Here is a 17,669-nt window from a genome sequence, read left to right on the forward strand (position 1 = left end):
CGTAAGAACTGACTGAAAGCGCAGGCGAAGAGATAAAAAAAGCCGCAGAGCGCGGCTTTTCAGATTGGGCAGACGTTACTGCGGGAACCACTGATCGCTGATTTTCTGGTACGTGCCGTCAGCTTTGATTGCCACCAGCGCGCTGTTCAGTTTTTCCAGCAGGGCTTTGTTATCCGGGCGAACCGCGATGCCAAGGCCAGTACCGAAGTATTGCGGATCGGTTACTTTGTCAGTGGCAACGCCTAACTGCGGGTTGGTTTTCAGCCATTCGTTAACCACAGCGGTATCGCCAAATACGCCATCAATACGGCCATTTTTCAGGTCGATAATCGCATTCTGATAGCTATCGTAGGCCACGGTTTTCACTTCAGGATGTTTGTCCTGCAGGTATTTCTGGTGCGTGGTGCCGTTTTCCATACCGATGCGTTTTCCTTTCAGATCGGCAAAGGTTTTATAGGTATCTTTTTTGGCAATAACCAGCGCGGAGTTAGCATAGTAAGGCTGAGTGAACGCAACCTGTTTGCTACGCTCGGGCGTGATATCCATTCCGGAAATCACTGCATCATATTTTTTGAATTTCAGCGCGGGGATCAGGCTGTCGAAAGCATGATTGGTAAAAGTACATTCCGCCTGCATTTGTTTGCACAGCGCCGTTGCCAGGTCGATGTCAAAACCGACAATTTTGTTGCTCGCGTCAAGCGATTCAAATGGCGGATAAGTCGCTGATACACCAAAGCTAATTTTATCAGCGGCTGAGGCGCCAGCGGCGAAAGTAGCCAGTAATGCGGCCAGTACTAACTTTTTCATGGTGGAACTCCCGTCTGTCAATCTTATGATTATTACCGTGTCTGCGGCGTGGAGTAACAATGCCATTTTATGAATTTATATGCAATAAAAATGATTAAGTATTTTTTACAGTATAAAAAAAGACGGACAATTTAGGTTGTTGTCCGTCTTTATTATTTTGCTTTATGCATATTTGCCGGATGGCGGTGCTAGCACCTTATCCGGCCTACAAAAGGTGCATGAACCGTAGGCCTGATAAGCGTAGCGCCATCAGGCATATGCTTAATTCCGGTGTTCAAACGCCAGCGCTTTACGCTCGATTAAGCGCATCATCAGCGTCAGCAAGCCGTTGACGATCAGGTAAATCACACCCGCGGCACCGAAGACCATAACGTCATAAGTACGACCGTACAGCAGCTGGCTATAGCCCATGACTTCCATCAGCGTGATAGTGTAAGCCAGTGAGGTACTTTTAAATACCAGCACCACTTCGTTGGAATACGAGGAGAGGGCGCGTTTAAAGGCGTACGGCAACAGAATCGCCAGCGTATCCTTTTTGCTCATCCCTAACGCTCCGCAGGACTGCCACTGGCCTTCCGGGATTGCACGGATAGCACCGTAGAACAGTTGCGTAGTGTAGGCTGCACTGTTTAACGACAGCGCAATTAAGGCGCATAACCAGGGTTCAGAGAGCAGATGCCACAGTACCGGATATTCTTGCAATGCCGGAAACTGTCCTGGTCCGTAGTAGATCAGGAAGATTTGCACCAGCAGCGGTGTACCGGTAAACAGCGTGATATACGCGCGAACCAGCCACACCAGCACCGGCGTTTTCAGCGTCAGGATGACGGTGAAGATCAGCGCCAGCACCAGAGCAACCACGATGGAGGCGACTGTCAGCGTCAGGCTGGTATGCAGCCCTTTCAACAATTCAGGTAAATACTCAAGCATCAGCCTGGTCTCCGCTCAAAACGTGTCGCGCGCAGGTCAATGCGTTTGAGAATGTACTGACTCACCAGCGTAATCACCAGGTAAATAGCGGCCGCCACAATGTACCAGGTAAACGGCTCCTGGGTACGGGTGGCAATACTCTTCGTTTGTAGCATCAGATCGTTCACGCTGATAAGGCTGACCAGCGCGGTATCTTTCAGCAATACCAGCCACTGGTTACCCAGTCCCGGTAAGGCATGACGCCACATCTGCGGCATCACCAGACGAAAGAAGATCGCGGCTTTAGACAAACCCAACGCCTGACCTGATTCCCATTGTCCGAGTGGCACGGCCTTCAGCGCGCCACGCAGCGTTTGCGACGCGTAAGCGGCGTACAATAATGACAGTGCAATGACACCGCACAGGAACGGGCTGACGTCGAAGTTTTCGATCTGCATCTGAACCGGGATTTGTACAAACCCGAGATTGATCGTAAAGCCATCGGCCAGCGTCAGCAGCAGCTGCGAGGAGCCGAAATAGATAAACAGAACCACCAGAATTTCTGGCAGACCGCGCAGGATGGTGACCAGGGCCGAGCCCGCCCATGCCACCGGGCGCCATTTTACTGACTCCCAGACGGCAAAAAACATGGCGAGCGCAAGGCCAATGATCAGCGCACAAACGGCAAGGCCGACGGTCATCCCGGCGGCGCTTGCTAAAGGAAAAAATTCATTCATCAAATATTACTTCTGGAACCATTTGTTGTAGATGGTTTCGTAAGTCCCATCTTTCTTCACTTTTTCCAGCGCAGCGTTAAACTTCTGCTGCAGCTCAGTGTTGCCCTGACGCACCGCGATGCCCAGACCCGTACCGAAGTAATCTTTATCCGTCACTTTGTCACCAACCGCGGCCAGTTTTGGATTGTCTTTCAGCCATTCGGTTACCACTGCGGTGTCACCGAATACACCGTCAATGCGACCGTTTTGCAGATCGAGTTTGGCATTCTGGTAGCTGTCATACGGCACAGTGGTCACTTCCGGATGTTTATCCATGATGAATTTCTGGTGCGTAGTACCGTTTTGAACGCCGACTTTTTTACCTTTCAGCTGGTCAATGCTGGTGTATTTACCCTGCTGGCCCACAAACAGCGCAGAGTTGTCGTAGTAAGGGGTGGTGAACAGCACCTGTTTTTCACGCTCTGGGGTGATGTCCATACCGGCCATTACCGCGTCAAAACGACGGAATTTCAGGCTTGGGATCAGGCTGTCGAAGGCCTGATTGGTGAAGGTACAAGTAGCGTCAATCTCTTTACACAGCGCGTTTGCCAGATCAACGTCAAAACCTACGATCTTGTTATTCGCATCGATAGATTCAAACGGAGGATAAGACGCTTCGGTGGCGAAACGAATGGTTTGGGCTGCGGTAGCGGAAAGACTAAAACCTGCGATTAGCGCGGCAATCAGAACTTTTTTCATTGTATTGTCCCGAATCTTAGTGAGAAAGATAGTTTTTAAACGCTTCGGTTTGCGGGTTGGCAAAGCAGCTCGCATCCCCAAACTCGACGATATGACCGTTTTCCATATACACCACACGACTGGCCGTTTTACGTGCAACTTCCACTTCGTGGGTGACGATCACCTGAGTAATGTTGGTTTCCGCCAGTTCGCGAATGATGCTGACGATTTGGGCGGTAATTTCCGGGTCAAGCGCGGCGGTCGGTTCATCAAACAGCAGCACCTGCGGCTCCATCATCAACGCGCGGGCAATGGCTACACGCTGTTGCTGGCCACCGGAAAGATGTAATGGGTAACGATCGCTGTAAGGCTTGAGGCGCAGACGTTCCAGCAGTTTCTCGGCGCGCGCCATCGCTTGCTCTTTTGTCAGACCGAGCACACGGCAGGGCGCTTCAATCAGGTTCTGCACAACCGTGAGATGCGGCCAGAGATTATATTGCTGAAAGACCATGCCCACGTTCTGACGCAGATCCCGAATGGCTTTATCTGACGGGGTCTTCGTGAAGTCGAAACGGTTGCCCGCAATAGAGAGCGTGCCTGAGCGCGGCATCTCAAGCAGGTTGAGTACGCGCAGCAGCGAGCTTTTCCCGGCTCCACTAGGGCCAAGTAACACCAGTGTTTCACCCTGAGGGCAATCCAGCGTGATATCGAACAGCGCCTGATGTGCGCCGTAGAAGCAGTTAATGCCGTTTAATTGAATACTCATTGACACTCGATACTGGCAGTCTGATAGCTATTGAAGCCGCAGATACTACCTTTGACAGAATAGTTATGCAATATTTATGCGTTAAAAGTTAAATGCAAACCGCATTCTTCTCTAAACATAGCACAAAATAGCGAGGTCACCAGTGGGCAAGAATAAATGTCGGCATTCTATGCAGAATGCCAGACAATTTATGGGGGTTATGATTTAAGCGGGTGAATGGGGCGGTTAGCGGTTTTCGACAGACTGGCGCAACGTCCCGGCTGGCGCGTGTACGCTGCCGCCCAGATAGCGTACATCATCAACGACCCAGCACTGACCTTCACGGATCATCAGCACTTCATCACGCCAGCTTTGGTCACCTTGTTTCAGCTCTACGCGCAGTGGAATGTTGCGTGCATCACTATTCGGAATAGTCGATGCGCTGGCGACACTGGCGCTGTCTGGTAACGTAGCGCGACTGGAGAACGGATCGCTGTTAAACAGGTCGCGGTGTGCATTATCGCGGCTGGCGTCGGTCAGCAGTTTAGCCAGATTGTCGCTCAGGTACGGACGAAGGGCGGTAATGTCATTGTTTCGATGCTGAATACGGTAATCATAGAATTGTTGAGCCACGCTGTCTGGCCCACCTTCTATGCATGAACCACTACGCGTGCCGTTATCTTTATAGACCGGCGTCACGGTCGTACAGGCGCTGAGAAGTAGTGCACATGGAACCAGCAGAGAGAGTTTCGAATAGCGCATAATGATTTCCTTATAAGCTTCCTACTAATTGTGTTCTACGATGAACAATTCGGTCTCACTAAAGATTGTATGATCGATTAACACATTGTTTTTGCTAAAGCAAATTCGCGGACACCCCACCTGAAGCATGTTGGTGGCGCTCGTTGCCAGCTTCAGCTTTAGTATATCAACCTGCAACGGGGCGTTGGCGGCCATTCATGCTTCTTATACTGTATAGACCATCTGAGCATTTGCATGTTCCATTTGCCGCGCTTTACGCCTGGCTAAACAAAACTCATGCCGTGTTGTTGGCTATAAGGGAATCCGGATGGCTAAAATAAGAGTTGCTTAATCTCGGTGCCCGTGCGTTAATGATCCGGTCGGTTTGAATAACAGACGATATACAAAGTAGTTTACTCAAGCAGTTCTCATTTTTAGGTGTAATCCGTTTATCCCCTCTTTGAGTCTCTTCATTAAGCACTACGAAGTTTCTGTCATAAAAACCAAGCTTGCCGAAAGGCTCAAATTAAGGAATAAATATATGTCTACTAAAATGACTGGTTTAGTTAAATGGTTCAATCCTGAAAAAGGTTTTGGCTTCATTACGCCTGCAGATGGCAGCAAAGATGTCTTTGTCCATTTCTCAGCGATTCAAAGTAATGAGTTTAAGACACTGAATGAAAACCAGAAAGTCGAATTCGGTGTGGAGCAGGGACCTAAAGGTCCATCCGCAATTAATGTTGTGGCGCTTTGAGGTAACTATTATTACTAATCATATTCACTTTCGCTGTCCATGTTGCCATGGCTCCCAATACAGAACATCAACCTTTGATGTTACTGAAGGAAATCCATTCGGGGCAAAATGTATTTTTTGTAAATCAAAAATGATTACATTTGATAACGTAGCAATGTACATTCAGTCCGGCCAGGCGCCATTAGATTTCAGAAAATAATAACTTCAGGCCCCCAAACATCTGGGGGCTTTTTTATTTCTGGCGGCATAACAGTCAAATAAAAATAAAAAACGCACCACCTGAAACCGCTACACATCAACAAGGATAGCAGTTTTATTTGGCGGGCATTCCTTTGAGTGTCATAGTGTATTGGTTTGATAATGCTTTTGAGGTCGTGCTCTTAGCGCAAAAAGGAGATTAATGATGCAGTTTTCGACAACCCCTACGCTGGAAGGACAGAGCATCGTGGAGTACTGCGGTGTTGTTACCGGCGAAGCCATTTTAGGCGCGAATATCTTCCGCGATTTCTTCGCCGGCATTCGCGATATTGTTGGCGGTCGCTCCGGCGCGTATGAAAAAGAGCTGCGTAAAGCGCGTGAAATTGCTTTTCAGGAGCTGGGCGAACAGGCGAAAGCGCTGGGTGCTGATGCGGTGGTCGGTATCGATATCGATTACGAAACCGTAGGCAAAGACGGTAGCATGCTGATGGTGAGCGTCAGCGGTACCGCGGTGAAAACTCGCCGATGAAACGTCTGTTGTGTCTGCTGGCATTTACGCTGTTGCTGGTGGGATGTGCTGGCGAAAAAGGGATTGTCGACAAAGACGGGTATCAGTTAGATACCCGCCGTCAGGCCCAGGCTGCTTATCCGCGCATTAAAGTACTGGTTATCCATTACACGGCCGATGATTTTGACTCTTCCCTGGCTACGCTGACCGATAAAAACGTCAGTTCACACTATTTGATCCCCGCAGTGCCGCCGCTTTACCATGGTAAACCGCGTATCTGGCAACTGGTGCCGGAAAAAGATCTGGCCTGGCATGCGGGGATTAGCTTCTGGCGCGGTGCTACGCGTATTAACGATACCTCAATTGGCATTGAGCTGGAAAACCGCGGCTGGCAAAAATCAGCGGGCAGCAAGTATTTTGCACCGTTTGAGCCCGCGCAGATTCAGGCGTTAATCCCATTGGCGAAAGATATCATCGCCCGCTACGACATAAAACCGCAAAACGTGGTGGCTCATGCAGACATTGCGCCGCAGCGTAAGGACGATCCCGGCCCGCTGTTTCCGTGGCAAGAACTGGCCGCTCAGGGCATTGGCGCATGGCCGGATGCTCAGCGTGTGGCATTTTATCTCGCCGGACGAGCGCCCCATACGCCGGTAGAAACCGCGTCATTGCTCGATCTACTGTCACGCTATGGTTATGAGGTAAAACCTGAGATGACGCCGCGTGAACAGCAGCGGGTGATTATGGCATTCCAGATGCACTTCCGCCCGACGTTGTGGAATGGCGTGGCGGACGCGGAAACGCAGGCGATTGCCGAAGCGTTACTGGAGAAATACGGGCAGGGTTAACGCAGACACCAATGCCTGATGGCGCTTTGCTTATCAGGCCTACGGTTAATTTTGCAGGATTTTGTGACGCTTGTGCCGCCACCCTGCAATGGCTATCAGCCTAGCGCGGCAGCTTACCGTGGTCGCGCAGCCAGGCCGCGGTACGCTCAATCCCTTCATCAAGCGTCACAACTGGCTGATAACCTAACTCTTCCTGGGCGCGGCTGGTATCCAGCGTAAAGTCAAAATTCAGCTTCGAAACGCCGTAATGCGTAAGCTTTGGCTCTTTCGCCGATTTATTGCCTAAGCGCTCCATGCTGCGGGCAATCATGTCCAGCATCGGGTAGGGCACGGAGCGGATACGGCAATCAATATTCAGCTCGTCGATAAGTTTCTGCACAATACTGCGCAGGGTGCGATGTTCACCGTTGGTTATATTGTACGCGCGACCCGACGGCAGCTTATCGCAGGCTTCCTGACTCGACAGCCACATCGCGTGAACCGCGTTCTCGTAATAGGTCATATCCACCAGCGCACTCCCGCCGTGCGGCAACAGGATGCTGCCGTAGTGGTACATCATATGGGCGAGGCGGGGAATAAAGACTTTATCGTGAGGTCCGAACAAGCTTTGTGGGCGCAAGACAGTAAAGCGAGTCTGCGGGTTGGCCTGGGCGAGCAGCGCAATCACCTCTTCACCAGCCGCTTTGCTGCGGGCGAATTCGTTGGCGAAGCGATGGGGACGGAAGTCTTCTTTGATATCGCGATGATGGTGATAATCAAAATACAGCGACGGAGAGGAGATATGAATAAAGTTACGTACGCCCCAGGCTACGGCCCACTCGCCCAGACGGCGGGTAGCACGAACGTTGGCCAGATCAAAAGCTTCCTGAGTTCCCCATGGAGAGGTGAAACTGGAGCAGTGCCACAGCGTGTCAATGCCGGCCAGCATCACTTTTGCCTGCGAAGAAACCAGCTCGGTCAAATCCGCATGCACAAACTCTGCGCCCATTTTCTCCAGCAGCTTGCCCATCGCTTCGTTGCGACCGGTGGCTCTGACGCTGACGCCTTTGCTGCATAAAAACTCAACCGCGTTTCGGCCCAAGCCGCTGGTGGCTCCGGTAACCAGTACCTTCATATCAATCCACTGTGTTTAAAAAACGTCGTGCGCATTCTTCCGTGAATTACGCCTGTATGCAATGGGAAACATGAAAGAATACAGGCTCTTTTTATCATTAGTCTGTGATTTGTTCTGCAAGTTTGGCTATACGCTTCGCCATCCCCCTGAAAATGAACAGGTGGGCGGGGATCATCAACAGCCAGTAGAAGAGGCCAGGCATACCGTGCGGATGCCACCACGCGCGTACATCAATGCGTCGGTGATCGCCTTTATCTTCCAGTGTGAAGCTCAGGCGACCCAGTCCCGGCGCTTTCATCCCAAACAGCAGCGTCAGCTGTTTCTCCGGCTCAACGATGATGACTTTCCAGCTATCAACGGTGTCGCCAACTTGCAATAGTGGGTGTTCGGGACGACCTTTTGCCAGCTTATGGCCGACCAGCAGGTCCAACGCCGCGCGCGTCCTCCATAGAATATTGCCAAAGAAATAGCCTTCTTTGCCGCCGAGTCGATTCACAACCTGCCACAGCGCTTTTGTGCTGGCAGAGGTTTCAACGCTAAAGCCAGCTTGTTTGGCGAAATAGCCATATTCTGGACGCCAGCGGGCAAACGCCTGTGCGTCGTAACCCCAGTCGCTGGAGTTGACCAGCTTCTCTTCTTCCTTCAACGTGCTGCGCACCGCGTCATCAAAGGCAATCAGTTTTTGAGGGATCAGCGCACGTAATTCAGTGTCATCGGCCAGCAGGTCGTGTTTTAAGCCCTGGATCAGCGCTTTGGCCGTGGTTGGCGGCACTGACGTAATGACGTTTAAAAACCAGACCGAAATCCAGCGGGTAGGAAAGGGGATGGGGATGAGCAGGCGATGTTTACCGCTGACCGCCATAAAATGCTCGAACTGTTCCTGATAGCTCAACACCTGCGGCCCGGCGGCTTCGAGGACGCGGTGATGTGGTGTGGGATTTTCCAACAATGCCACCAGATAGTACATTAAATTCTCCAGCGCGATAGGCGTGGTACGCGAGCGTACCCAGCGTGGAGGGGTGAGAACCGGCAGGTTGTAAACCATATCGCGCATGACTTCAAAGGCAGCGGAACCCGCTCCCACGATAATGCCCGCGCGCAATTCCGTCATTGGCACGCCTGACTCGCGCAAGGTGTCCGCGGTTATCTGTCGTGCACGCAGATGATCGGATTGTTCATGCCGGGGAGCCTGCAATGAGCTCAGGAAAATAAGCTGTTTAACTGGCGTATTACGCAGCGCATCGCGCACGTTCATCGCCACCTGGCGTTCGTGGGCGATAAAATCACCGCCTTCGCCCATACCATGAACAAGATAATAAACCGTATCAACACCCGTCAGCAGTGGGGTGAGATTATCTGGCCAATTCAAATCGACCTTGTGGCAACTGACATTGGCCAGTTGCTGCTTTTCCAGCCGTTCAATGCGACGTGCCGCAGCCAACACCTGATGCCCTTGCTGACTGAGCGCCTGTACTAAATGCTGACCAATGTAGCCACTGGCGCCAAGAACCAAAATCCGTTGCGGCACGCCCATCTCCTTATTGGGTTAAAAAAGCGCGCCAGTGGGCGACGACTTCAGCAAGTTGTTCACGTGATACGTCCAGGTGCATCACCAGGCGCACAATCGGGGAGGCGTTAATCAGCACACCTTGCGCTTTCATATACTCGCCCAGCGCGGTAGCGTGCTCTTCGCCAACGCGAACAAACAGCATGTTGGTGTCGTGGCGCATGACGTCCGCCCCTGCTTCGCGCAGCTGCTCCGCCATCCAAGCGGCGTTGTCATGATCTTCCTGTAACCGCGCCACGTTATTTTTCAGCGCATACAGCCCGGCCGCTGCCAGAATACCGGCCTGACGCATTCCGCCGCCGGTCATTTTGCGCCAGCGAATAGCGCGTTTGATGTACTCGTGGCTGCCGACCAGCAGTGAACCAACGGGGGTACCGAGGCCTTTGGAGAGGCAAATGGTGAACGAATCACAGTATTGCGTGACATCTTTAAGTTCACAGCCGTAGGCGACGATGGCGTTAAAAATACGTGCGCCGTCGACGTGCAGGGCAAGATTACGCTCACGGGTGAATTCCCAGGCGTCTTTCAGATACTCGCGCGGCAGCACTTTGCCGTTGTGGGTATTTTCCAGGCTGAGCAAGCGGGTGCGGGCAAAGTGGATATCGTCCGCTTTGATTTTCGCAGCTACTTTGTCCAGAGGCAGGGAGCCATCCGGTGCGGCGTCGATAGGTTGCGGTTGAATGCTACCGAGCACCGCTGCGCCACCTGCTTCGTAGAGATAGTTATGCGCGCCCTGACCGGCAATGTACTCTTCGCCACGCTGACAATGGCTGAGCAGCGCCACCAGGTTAGCCTGAGTACCGGTAGGTAAGAAAATAGCGGCTTCTTTACCAGAAAGTTTTGCGGCGTATTGCTGGAGGGAGTTAACGGTAGGGTCGTCTCCATATACGTCATCCCCGACTGGGGCTGCCATCATCTCTTCCAGCATGGCGCGACTCGGCCGGGTGACGGTATCACTGCGTAAATCAATCATGGTGTCTCCTTATTACACTTCATCCTTCAAGCTGCCTCGGCGTTGGCCGCACCCTTAAACCCCAGTCACATAGTATACCTATGCTCCTGGGGATTTTCGGGCTAGCCGCCTTGATGCATCATGAATGATTTTGTGTGTGATTTAATAAGGATGTTTTACCTGAGCCAGTTCGTTTTCGCCAGTTCGATCACTTCATCACCGCGTCCACTGATGATTGCACGCAGCATATACAGGCTAAAACCTTTGGCCTGTTCGAGTTTGATCTGCGGCGGGATGGCTAACTCTTCTTTCGCCACCACCACATCGACCAGCACCGGGCCGTCAATTGACATCGCCCTTTGTAGCGCTTCATCAACCTCTGAGGATTTTTCCACGCGAATGCCTGTAATGCCACAGGCTTCGGCAATCCGCGCGAAGTTGGTGTCGTGCAGTTCAGTGCCGTCGGTCAGATAACCGCCAGCCTTCATCTCCATCGCCACAAATCCCAGTACGCTGTTGTTGAAGACAATAATCTTCACCGGCAGCTTCATTTGGACAACCGACAGAAAGTCTCCCATCAGCATGCTAAAGCCGCCGTCACCGCACATTGCCACAACCTGGCGTCCTGGTTCGGTCGCTTGTGCGCCGAGTGCCTGCGGCATGGCATTCGCCATCGACCCGTGGTTAAACGATCCGAGCAGGCGACGTTTGCCGTTCATTTTCAGATAGCGTGCTGCCCACACCGTTGGCGTACCAACGTCGCAGGTAAAGATGGCATCGTCAGCGGCAAAGTGGCTGATCTGCTGCGCCAGATACTGCGGGTGAATGGCTTTATCGCTGGGTTTGGCTAAATCATCCAGCCCTTTACGCGCCTCGCGATAGTGCTCCAGCGCTTTGTCCAGGAATTGCCGCTCGGTTTTCTCTTCCACCAGAGGCAGTAGGGCACGGAGAGTGGATTTAATATCGCCTACCAGCGCCATATCCACTTTACTGTGCGCGCCAATGCTCGCCGGATTGATATCAATCTGAATAATTTTGGCGTCGGTGGGGTAGAACGGGCGATAGGGGAACTGGGTGCCAAGCAGGATCAGCGTGTCGGCATTCATCATGGTATGGAAGCCGGATGAAAAGCCAATCAGCCCGGTCATACCCACATCATAGGGGTTATCGTACTCAACATGCTCTTTACCACGCAGGGCGTGAACAATCGGCGCTTTAATTTTAGCCGCAAACTCAACCAGCTCTTTATGCGCACCGGCGCAGCCGCTGCCGCACATCAGGGCGATATTGCTGGAGTAGCGCAGCAGTTGCGCCAGTTTTCTCAGTTCTTCTTCTTGTGGAGTCACCACCGGGAGCGGCGCCTGATACCAGTGCGTGGTGGCGCTTTCAGGCGCAGGTTTTAGCGCCACGTCACCGGGTAAAACCACCACCGAGACGCCACGATTTAATACGGCTTTACGCATGGCAATGGCGAGTACCTGCGGGATCTGTTCTGGGCTGGAAACCAGCTCGCAATAGTGGCTACATTCGCGGAACAACTCTTGCGGGTGGGTCTCCTGAAAATAACCGCTGCCTATTTCACTGGAGGGAATATGCGCGGCGATTGCCAGTACCGGGACGTGGTTACGGTGACAATCAAACAGCCCGTTGATCAGGTGCAGGTTGCCTGGCCCGCACGAGCCTGCGCAGACGGCCAGTTCGCCCGTCAACTGCGCTTCAGCGCCCGCAGCGAAGGCTGCAACCTCTTCATGACGGGTTGGCATCCAGTCAATTGTTCCCATACGATTCAGGCTGTCACTCAGACCATTAAGTGAGTCACCCGTTACACCCCAAATGCGTTTTACGCCAGCCTGTTCGAGTGTTTTAGCAATAAAAGCGGCAACCGTTTGTTTCATGGTTTTCCTTCTCCTCTAATGTGATACCGGTTACAAGTTTAGATGAAGATAATAGTTATGCTTCTCATTTCCCCCTTATTTCCGGCAGGTTTCATTTAACCTGCATTAAGCGTAGTTTGTTTTGGACATGGTGAAACAAGGAATAAATTCAAATGGTTATAAAACTATTAAATTCAGTTAACCGAGTACTGACTCACGAAGATTTTGGCAAGTTATTGTTACGCTTTGCCGTCGGTGGGCTGATGCTGTTTCATGGGCTGCATAAACTCTTTGCGGGTATTGATGGCATCAGCGGTATGTTGATAGCGAAAGGTTTCCCTGGCTTTATTGCGTATGGCGTTCTGTTGGGAGAGGTCGTGGCACCGTGCCTGATTATTCTTGGCATCCTGACGCGTCCGGCGGCGTTGGGGCTGGCGTTTACGATGGTTGTGGCGTGGCTGATGGTCGGGATGGGTGAAACCTGGACACTGGATAAAACCGGTGCATGGGCGATTGAAAGTCTGGTTTATTTCTTTATCGGCGCGCTGGCCGTGGCTTTTTTGGGGGCGGGGCGTTACTCCGTTGCCGGGAATTCTGCCTGGCGATAGTTACCATCTGAGAGTCAATACCGAGGCGGGAAAGCGTAGCATTGCTCCGCCTCGTCGTTCAATTTGTCGCTAATCTATATGTCGTCACTGTTCCATAGTTTGTGCCGACGTCTCAGCGCTCGCTGCGTCAATGCCCTTGCCATCGCGGCGCCTATTTCAGCGCTGACCACCAGTCCCTGAATAAACGGACGATCGTGCATTAACCACGGCAGCCCGCCAAAAGCGATGCGATTGCGGGCGTTTTCCGGCGCTTGCAGCGTGTAATCTTCGCCGATATCCGGGATCTCATCGCCACAGGCCAGCAGTTGAACGCGTAGCGTTGGGAACGGGATATCTTTGCTCTGCAATGCCCGTTGTCCTCGGGCGTCAATAAACACATCAAATTCGCTGCGCTGACCGTGGTGGGAAATTACCGTTATTTCCTGTTCATTCATGCGCTCATAATCTGTGCCGAGCGCGAGGATCTCAATCAGCCCGGCTTCGTGCAGCTCCAGCAGTCGGCGAACTGACTCTGACGGGATTGCCGCATAGTTATCAATAAATACCCGCGCCAGTCCGCGCTTGAAACGTTTTTCGTCGCGGGTATCAAGATGAGGGACTATCTCCTCGATAACCTCGTGCAGGCGCAGCAAGGTATAGCGCCAGGCGACGGTATGTTGTTTCTGCTTGTTGCGCTCAACTTCTACCAGGTTACGTCTTGCCCAGTCAAAAGGGTCATGCCTGAGCCTGTCGGCGAAATAGACTTCGGGGAACGTGTCGGCGTTAAGCGTCGCAAGCGCCACCTGTTGGCACCAGCCTGGCGCTGCGTCTTGCAGTTGTTGCGCCATAAGCTGAAAGATGCGGTCCAGTAATCCGTTTTGTCCATGGGCAATGGCATCTTCAATTGCTTCTGGCGTCGCGATATTCAGCGATTCATACGGAAGGGGGCAGTAAAAATCCGCTTCAGGCAGTACCCCGCTGCGCGACATCAGGGTTAGTTTCAGGTTTTGACTGTCGGATTTGGGTGTGAATTGCAGTGAATGGTCGGTATTGGTAGTGAAGGTGCCATGCTGACTGGCCACAGCCATCGCGGCGTCGATAGCACTTAACGAGGTGCCCAGAATCCCTACCCGGCAAGCACCAATCTGCGCGTCCATCAGACCGGTCCACGGACTGGGGAAAAATTTGCGTTCCTGAGCATCCGTTTCAGGCCACAGATGACCAGTGGCGATAGCGGCGAAATCCACCTCAACGGGCTGTGACGCGTGGTTGATCCACAAAGAAACCCCATTCGGGTCTGCTCGCAGGTCGGTGACTTCGCTTGATTCATGTACGCGAATCGTGAAACCGGCTTGTTGCGCTTTCTCGACAATGGCTAAAAAACGATCGCGATAATAGTCGCCGAGGATCACGCGGGGCAAAAATTGCCGCTCATGCAAAGACGCGCGTTCAATCTGAAACTGGGCCAGATAGTCATCACTTTGATTCTGAAGCCACGTCAGATAACTGATATAGATCGGCGGGATCTCAATGCTGGCTATATTTGCCAGCATGTGGTCTGCGTTGTTGTCGCTATTGTAAGGCATGCCAACGCCCGCCTCTTCAGCTTGCTCGTAAAGCTCTATTTCCAGCGGTTCACCGCGCTCAACCAGGGCATGAAACGTATAAATCCCGGTGGGACCGACGCCGACAATGGCCACTTTTTTCATGGGGATCCTTGTAGAAAGTTCGACGTGGTAGTCATGGATTATGTTTAATCTGCGCAGGGTAAGTGTGGTCGATAATTTGCGGGGAGAGTGAAAACATCAGAATTTTGCAACGCCTGACAGCATAAAAAAAGGCCACCCGGTACAGCCAGGCGGCCTTTTGCACATCAGATCCCGGCCAATTACGCCAGCACTAAATCACCCTGCGGATGACAGGAACAAGCCAGCACATAACCTTCAGCGATTTCTGCGTCGGTCAGCGTCATGGTGCTGCTGACCGTGTAGTTACCGTCAACCACTTTGGTTTTGCAGCAGCCGCAAACACCTGCACGGCATGCGGCGACAACCGGAACCTTGTTGCTTTCCAGCGCTTCCAGCAGCGTACTGCCCACTGGCGCGTAGAACTCTTTCGCCGGCTGTAGCTTGGTAAACTTCAGGCCACTGGTGGCGGCTTCGGCAACAGGTGTGAAGAACTGCTCTTTAAAGAAGCGCGTCACACCCAGCGCTTTGACTTCTTTCTCGACCAGATCCATATACGGTGCCGGGCCACAGGTCATCACGGTACGCGAGGTCAGATCCGGTACGCTTTTCAGCAGTTCGGTCGTCAGTCGGCCGGAAACAAAACCTTCTGTGGCATTGTTTTCAGCAACTAATGTCACCGGATATTCGCGCCACTCGTCCGCAAAAATGACATCTTGCGGCGAGCGAACGTTAAAGATTACCTGTACATCCGCTTGTGGGCGGTACTTTGCCAACCAGCGACGCATTGACATGATTGGCGTAACACCACAGCCGGCGGCTAGCATCAGGAACTTGTCTTCCGCTTTATCTTCACAGGTGAACTCACCCATTGCATCCGACAGCCAGATATAGTCGCCGCGCTTCACGTCGCGGGTTAGCCACTGTGAACCTGCGCCATCGTCAATCCGGCGGATGGTCAACGTGATGTACTCGCTAACGCCCGGCGTTGAAGAAATGGTGTAAGCACGCAGCGTATCCGCTGAATTACGTACGCTGACCAGTGCATACTGCCCGGCGCGGTAAGGATAATAATCGTGGCATAGCAACGAAATTGTCCATACATCCGGCGTTTCCTGATGGATGTGGTGAACCTGCATCCGCCATGGGCACTGATGAGTTGGCATTGTCATTCTTTACTCCTTACGCGCTCAGCAGTTGCTTCATGTCTTCTTCAACGGTGGTCACGGAACGCAGACCAAATTTCTCGTTGAGAACTGCCAGCAGATCCGGTGTGAAGAAACCAGGTGCAGTCGGGCCAGTGACGATGTTTTTCACGCCCAGAGACAGCAGGGTCAGCAGAATAACAATCGCTTTCTGTTCGAACCAGGAGAGCACCAGAGACAGCGGCAGATCGTTCACGCCACAGCCCAGTTTCTCAGCCAGGGTTACCGCCAGGATGATGGCAGAGTAAGCATCGTTACACTGACCAGCATCCACCAGACGCGGCAGGCCTTCGATATCGCCGAACTCCAGTTTGTTGAAGCGGTATTTACCGCAAGCAAGGGTCAGGATCAGGCAGTCATCCGGCACGCTGGTGGCGAAGTCGGTGAAGTAGTTACGTTCACCACGTGCACCGTCACAACCGCCAACCAGGAAGATGTGACGCAGTTTTTCGCGGCTCACCAGGTCGATCAGGGTATCAGCAGCGCCCAGCAGGGTCTGACGACCGAAACCTACGGTGATCAGGTGCGGGATTTCGCTGTACGGGAAGCCAGCCATCTGCTGTGCCTGAGCGATAACCGGACCGAAGTTGTCGCCTTCGAGGTGGCTCACACCCGGCCAACCGACGATGCTACGGGTCCAGATACGGTCGTCGTACGCGCCAACGGTCGGGTCGATGATGCAGTTAGAGGTCATGACGATCGGACCTGGGAAGCGGGCAAACTCTACCTGCTGGTTCTGCCAGCCGCTGCCGTAGTTGCCGATCAGGTGCTTGAACTTACGCAGTTCCGGGTAGCCGTGCGCCGGCAGCATTTCACCGTGGGTATAAACGTTAACACCAGTACCTTCGGTCTGCTCCAGCAGGTTGTACAGATCTTTCAGGTCGTGACCGGAGATCAGGATGCACTTACCTTCGGTTGCTTTTACGTTGACCTGAGTCGGGGTCGGGTGGCCGTATTTGGTGGTTTCACCGGCGTCCAGAATGCTCATCACTTTGAAGTTCATCTGGCCGATTTCCATTGAACACTCCAGCAGAGCGTTCATATCGGCAGGCCAGGTACCCAGCCACGCCATGATTTTGTGGTACTGAGCGTAGATTTCGTTGTCGTACTGACCGAGAACGTGCGCGTGCTCCATGTAAGCTGCCGCACCTTTCAGGCCGTACAGACACAGCAGACGCAGGCCGAGAATGTTCTCGCCGATGGCTGCTTTGTCTTTGTTCGGGGTAAATTCAGCGGCCTGACGTTGCAGGTCGCCCAGATCGTCGCTGACCAGTTGCAGATCGGCCATCGGGTTGGTGACCGCTGCGTTCGCGTCGATGTTCAGGCATTGCGCTTTTAGGGCGTCGCGCATGGCGATAGCTTCACGGGCATAGCCAACAATACGCGGGGAATCGAAGTTAACGTTAGTCAGCGTGGAGAAGAATGCACGCGGCGCAAAGTTATCAACCTCATGGTCGATGATGCCGTATTCACGTGCTTTAACAGCCCATGCAGACAGACCTTGTAGGGAAGCAATCAGCAGATCCTGCAAATCGGAGGTTTCAGCCGTTTTACCGCACATACCCTGCGCGTAAGAGCAGCCGTTTCCTGCCGGAGTACGGATGGTTTGTTCACATTGCACACAAAACATGGTCACACCTTTTAAAGTTATATTTAATATACATGTTTAAGGTTATGCCTGTGCGCGAAGGGATAAAAGGGATTTCTGCTACTACTTGCAG

The 17,669-nt window shown here is 52.6% G+C and carries 18 protein-coding genes; 5 read left to right on the top strand and 13 right to left on the bottom strand.

All coding sequences use genetic code 11. The features are described from left to right. Positions 1–75 precede the first annotated feature (75 nt). From artJ to LY264_RS08870, 6 genes are all read right to left on the bottom strand, one after another. Positions 76–807, bottom strand: a complete 732-nt coding sequence (gene artJ / locus LY264_RS08845; RefSeq protein WP_048224536.1) for an arginine ABC transporter substrate-binding protein ArtJ — start codon at positions 805–807, stop codon at positions 76–78. A gap of 261 nt (positions 808–1,068) precedes the next feature. After that, entirely contained in the window at positions 1,069–1,737 is a 669-nt protein-coding gene (artM, locus tag LY264_RS08850) for an arginine ABC transporter permease ArtM (RefSeq protein ID WP_003840185.1), read from the bottom strand. Further along, positions 1,737–2,453: an arginine ABC transporter permease ArtQ gene (gene artQ / locus LY264_RS08855; RefSeq protein WP_003027301.1), complete on the bottom strand. Its 717-nt coding sequence runs from the start codon at positions 2,451–2,453 to the stop codon at positions 1,737–1,739. Before artQ ends, artM begins: the two co-directional genes overlap by 1 nt. 6 nt (positions 2,454–2,459) lie before the next feature. After that, positions 2,460–3,191, bottom strand: coding sequence for an arginine ABC transporter substrate-binding protein ArtI (gene artI, locus LY264_RS08860; protein WP_003027298.1), 732 nt, complete (start codon positions 3,189–3,191; stop codon positions 2,460–2,462). A gap of 16 nt (positions 3,192–3,207) precedes the next feature. Next, positions 3,208–3,936 (bottom strand): arginine ABC transporter ATP-binding protein ArtP, encoded by a 729-nt coding sequence (gene artP / locus LY264_RS08865; protein WP_003027295.1) that lies wholly within the window; start codon positions 3,934–3,936, stop codon positions 3,208–3,210. Between the two features lie 225 nt (positions 3,937–4,161). Next, on the bottom strand, positions 4,162–4,677 hold the full coding sequence (locus LY264_RS08870) for a lipoprotein (protein ID WP_003834409.1): 516 nt from the start codon (positions 4,675–4,677) through the stop codon (positions 4,162–4,164). Between the two features lie 520 nt (positions 4,678–5,197). Here LY264_RS08870 and cspG point away from each other — a divergent pair. From cspG to LY264_RS08890, 4 genes are all read left to right on the top strand, one after another. After that, positions 5,198–5,410: a cold shock protein CspG gene (gene cspG, locus LY264_RS08875; RefSeq protein WP_020996661.1), complete on the top strand. Its 213-nt coding sequence runs from the start codon at positions 5,198–5,200 to the stop codon at positions 5,408–5,410. A 10-nt stretch (positions 5,411–5,420) separates the two neighbouring features. Further along, positions 5,421–5,609 (top strand): cold shock small protein YmcF, encoded by a 189-nt coding sequence (gene ymcF, locus LY264_RS08880; protein ID WP_071692589.1) that lies wholly within the window; start codon positions 5,421–5,423, stop codon positions 5,607–5,609. 204 nt (positions 5,610–5,813) lie between these two features. Beyond that, positions 5,814–6,137, top strand: a complete 324-nt coding sequence (locus LY264_RS08885; protein WP_001160725.1) for a heavy metal-binding domain-containing protein — start codon at positions 5,814–5,816, stop codon at positions 6,135–6,137. Beyond that, on the top strand, positions 6,134–6,964 hold the full coding sequence (locus tag LY264_RS08890; RefSeq protein WP_048224533.1) for an N-acetylmuramoyl-L-alanine amidase: 831 nt from the start codon (positions 6,134–6,136) through the stop codon (positions 6,962–6,964). Before LY264_RS08885 ends, LY264_RS08890 begins: the two co-directional genes overlap by 4 nt. 100 nt (positions 6,965–7,064) lie before the next feature. Here LY264_RS08890 and LY264_RS08895 read toward each other — a convergent pair whose 3' ends face one another. From LY264_RS08895 to poxB, 4 genes are all read right to left on the bottom strand, one after another. Further along, complete coding sequence (locus LY264_RS08895; protein ID WP_048224530.1) at positions 7,065–8,078, bottom strand: NAD-dependent epimerase/dehydratase family protein; 1,014 nt, start codon at positions 8,076–8,078, stop codon at positions 7,065–7,067. A 97-nt stretch (positions 8,079–8,175) separates the two neighbouring features. After that, the gene (locus tag LY264_RS08900) at positions 8,176–9,606 is read right to left on the bottom strand and encodes an SDR family oxidoreductase (protein WP_048225808.1); all 1,431 of its coding nucleotides are present in this window, start codon (positions 9,604–9,606) and stop codon (positions 8,176–8,178) included. A gap of 10 nt (positions 9,607–9,616) precedes the next feature. Continuing rightward, positions 9,617–10,618: a low-specificity L-threonine aldolase gene (ltaE, locus tag LY264_RS08905; protein WP_048224528.1), complete on the bottom strand. Its 1,002-nt coding sequence runs from the start codon at positions 10,616–10,618 to the stop codon at positions 9,617–9,619. A 155-nt stretch (positions 10,619–10,773) separates the two neighbouring features. Continuing rightward, positions 10,774–12,492 (bottom strand): ubiquinone-dependent pyruvate dehydrogenase, encoded by a 1,719-nt coding sequence (gene poxB / locus LY264_RS08910; RefSeq protein ID WP_048224523.1) that lies wholly within the window; start codon positions 12,490–12,492, stop codon positions 10,774–10,776. Between the two features lie 152 nt (positions 12,493–12,644). Between poxB and LY264_RS08915 the strand changes: the two genes are divergently transcribed. Beyond that, a complete protein-coding gene (locus LY264_RS08915) occupies positions 12,645–13,079 on the top strand; it encodes a DoxX family protein (RefSeq protein ID WP_003834302.1) in 435 nt (144 codons plus the stop codon). Positions 13,080–13,153: 74 nt separating this feature from the next. Here the strand turns inward: LY264_RS08915 and LY264_RS08920 are convergent, their stop codons facing one another. The 3 genes from LY264_RS08920 to hcp all read right to left on the bottom strand — a co-directional run bounded on the left by LY264_RS08920 (position 13,154) and on the right by hcp (position 17,578). Continuing rightward, positions 13,154–14,767, bottom strand: a complete 1,614-nt coding sequence (locus LY264_RS08920; RefSeq protein WP_048224521.1) for an FAD-NAD(P)-binding protein — start codon at positions 14,765–14,767, stop codon at positions 13,154–13,156. Between the two features lie 179 nt (positions 14,768–14,946). Then, positions 14,947–15,915, bottom strand: coding sequence for an NADH oxidoreductase (gene hcr, locus LY264_RS08925; RefSeq protein ID WP_003027256.1), 969 nt, complete (start codon positions 15,913–15,915; stop codon positions 14,947–14,949). 10 nt (positions 15,916–15,925) lie between these two features. Beyond that, positions 15,926–17,578, bottom strand: a complete 1,653-nt coding sequence (hcp, locus tag LY264_RS08930) for a hydroxylamine reductase (protein WP_008785224.1) — start codon at positions 17,576–17,578, stop codon at positions 15,926–15,928. Positions 17,579–17,669 lie beyond the last annotated feature (91 nt).

Source organism: Citrobacter portucalensis, assembly GCF_023374935.1.
GTDB classification, from domain to species: Bacteria; Pseudomonadota; Gammaproteobacteria; order Enterobacterales; family Enterobacteriaceae; genus Citrobacter; species Citrobacter portucalensis.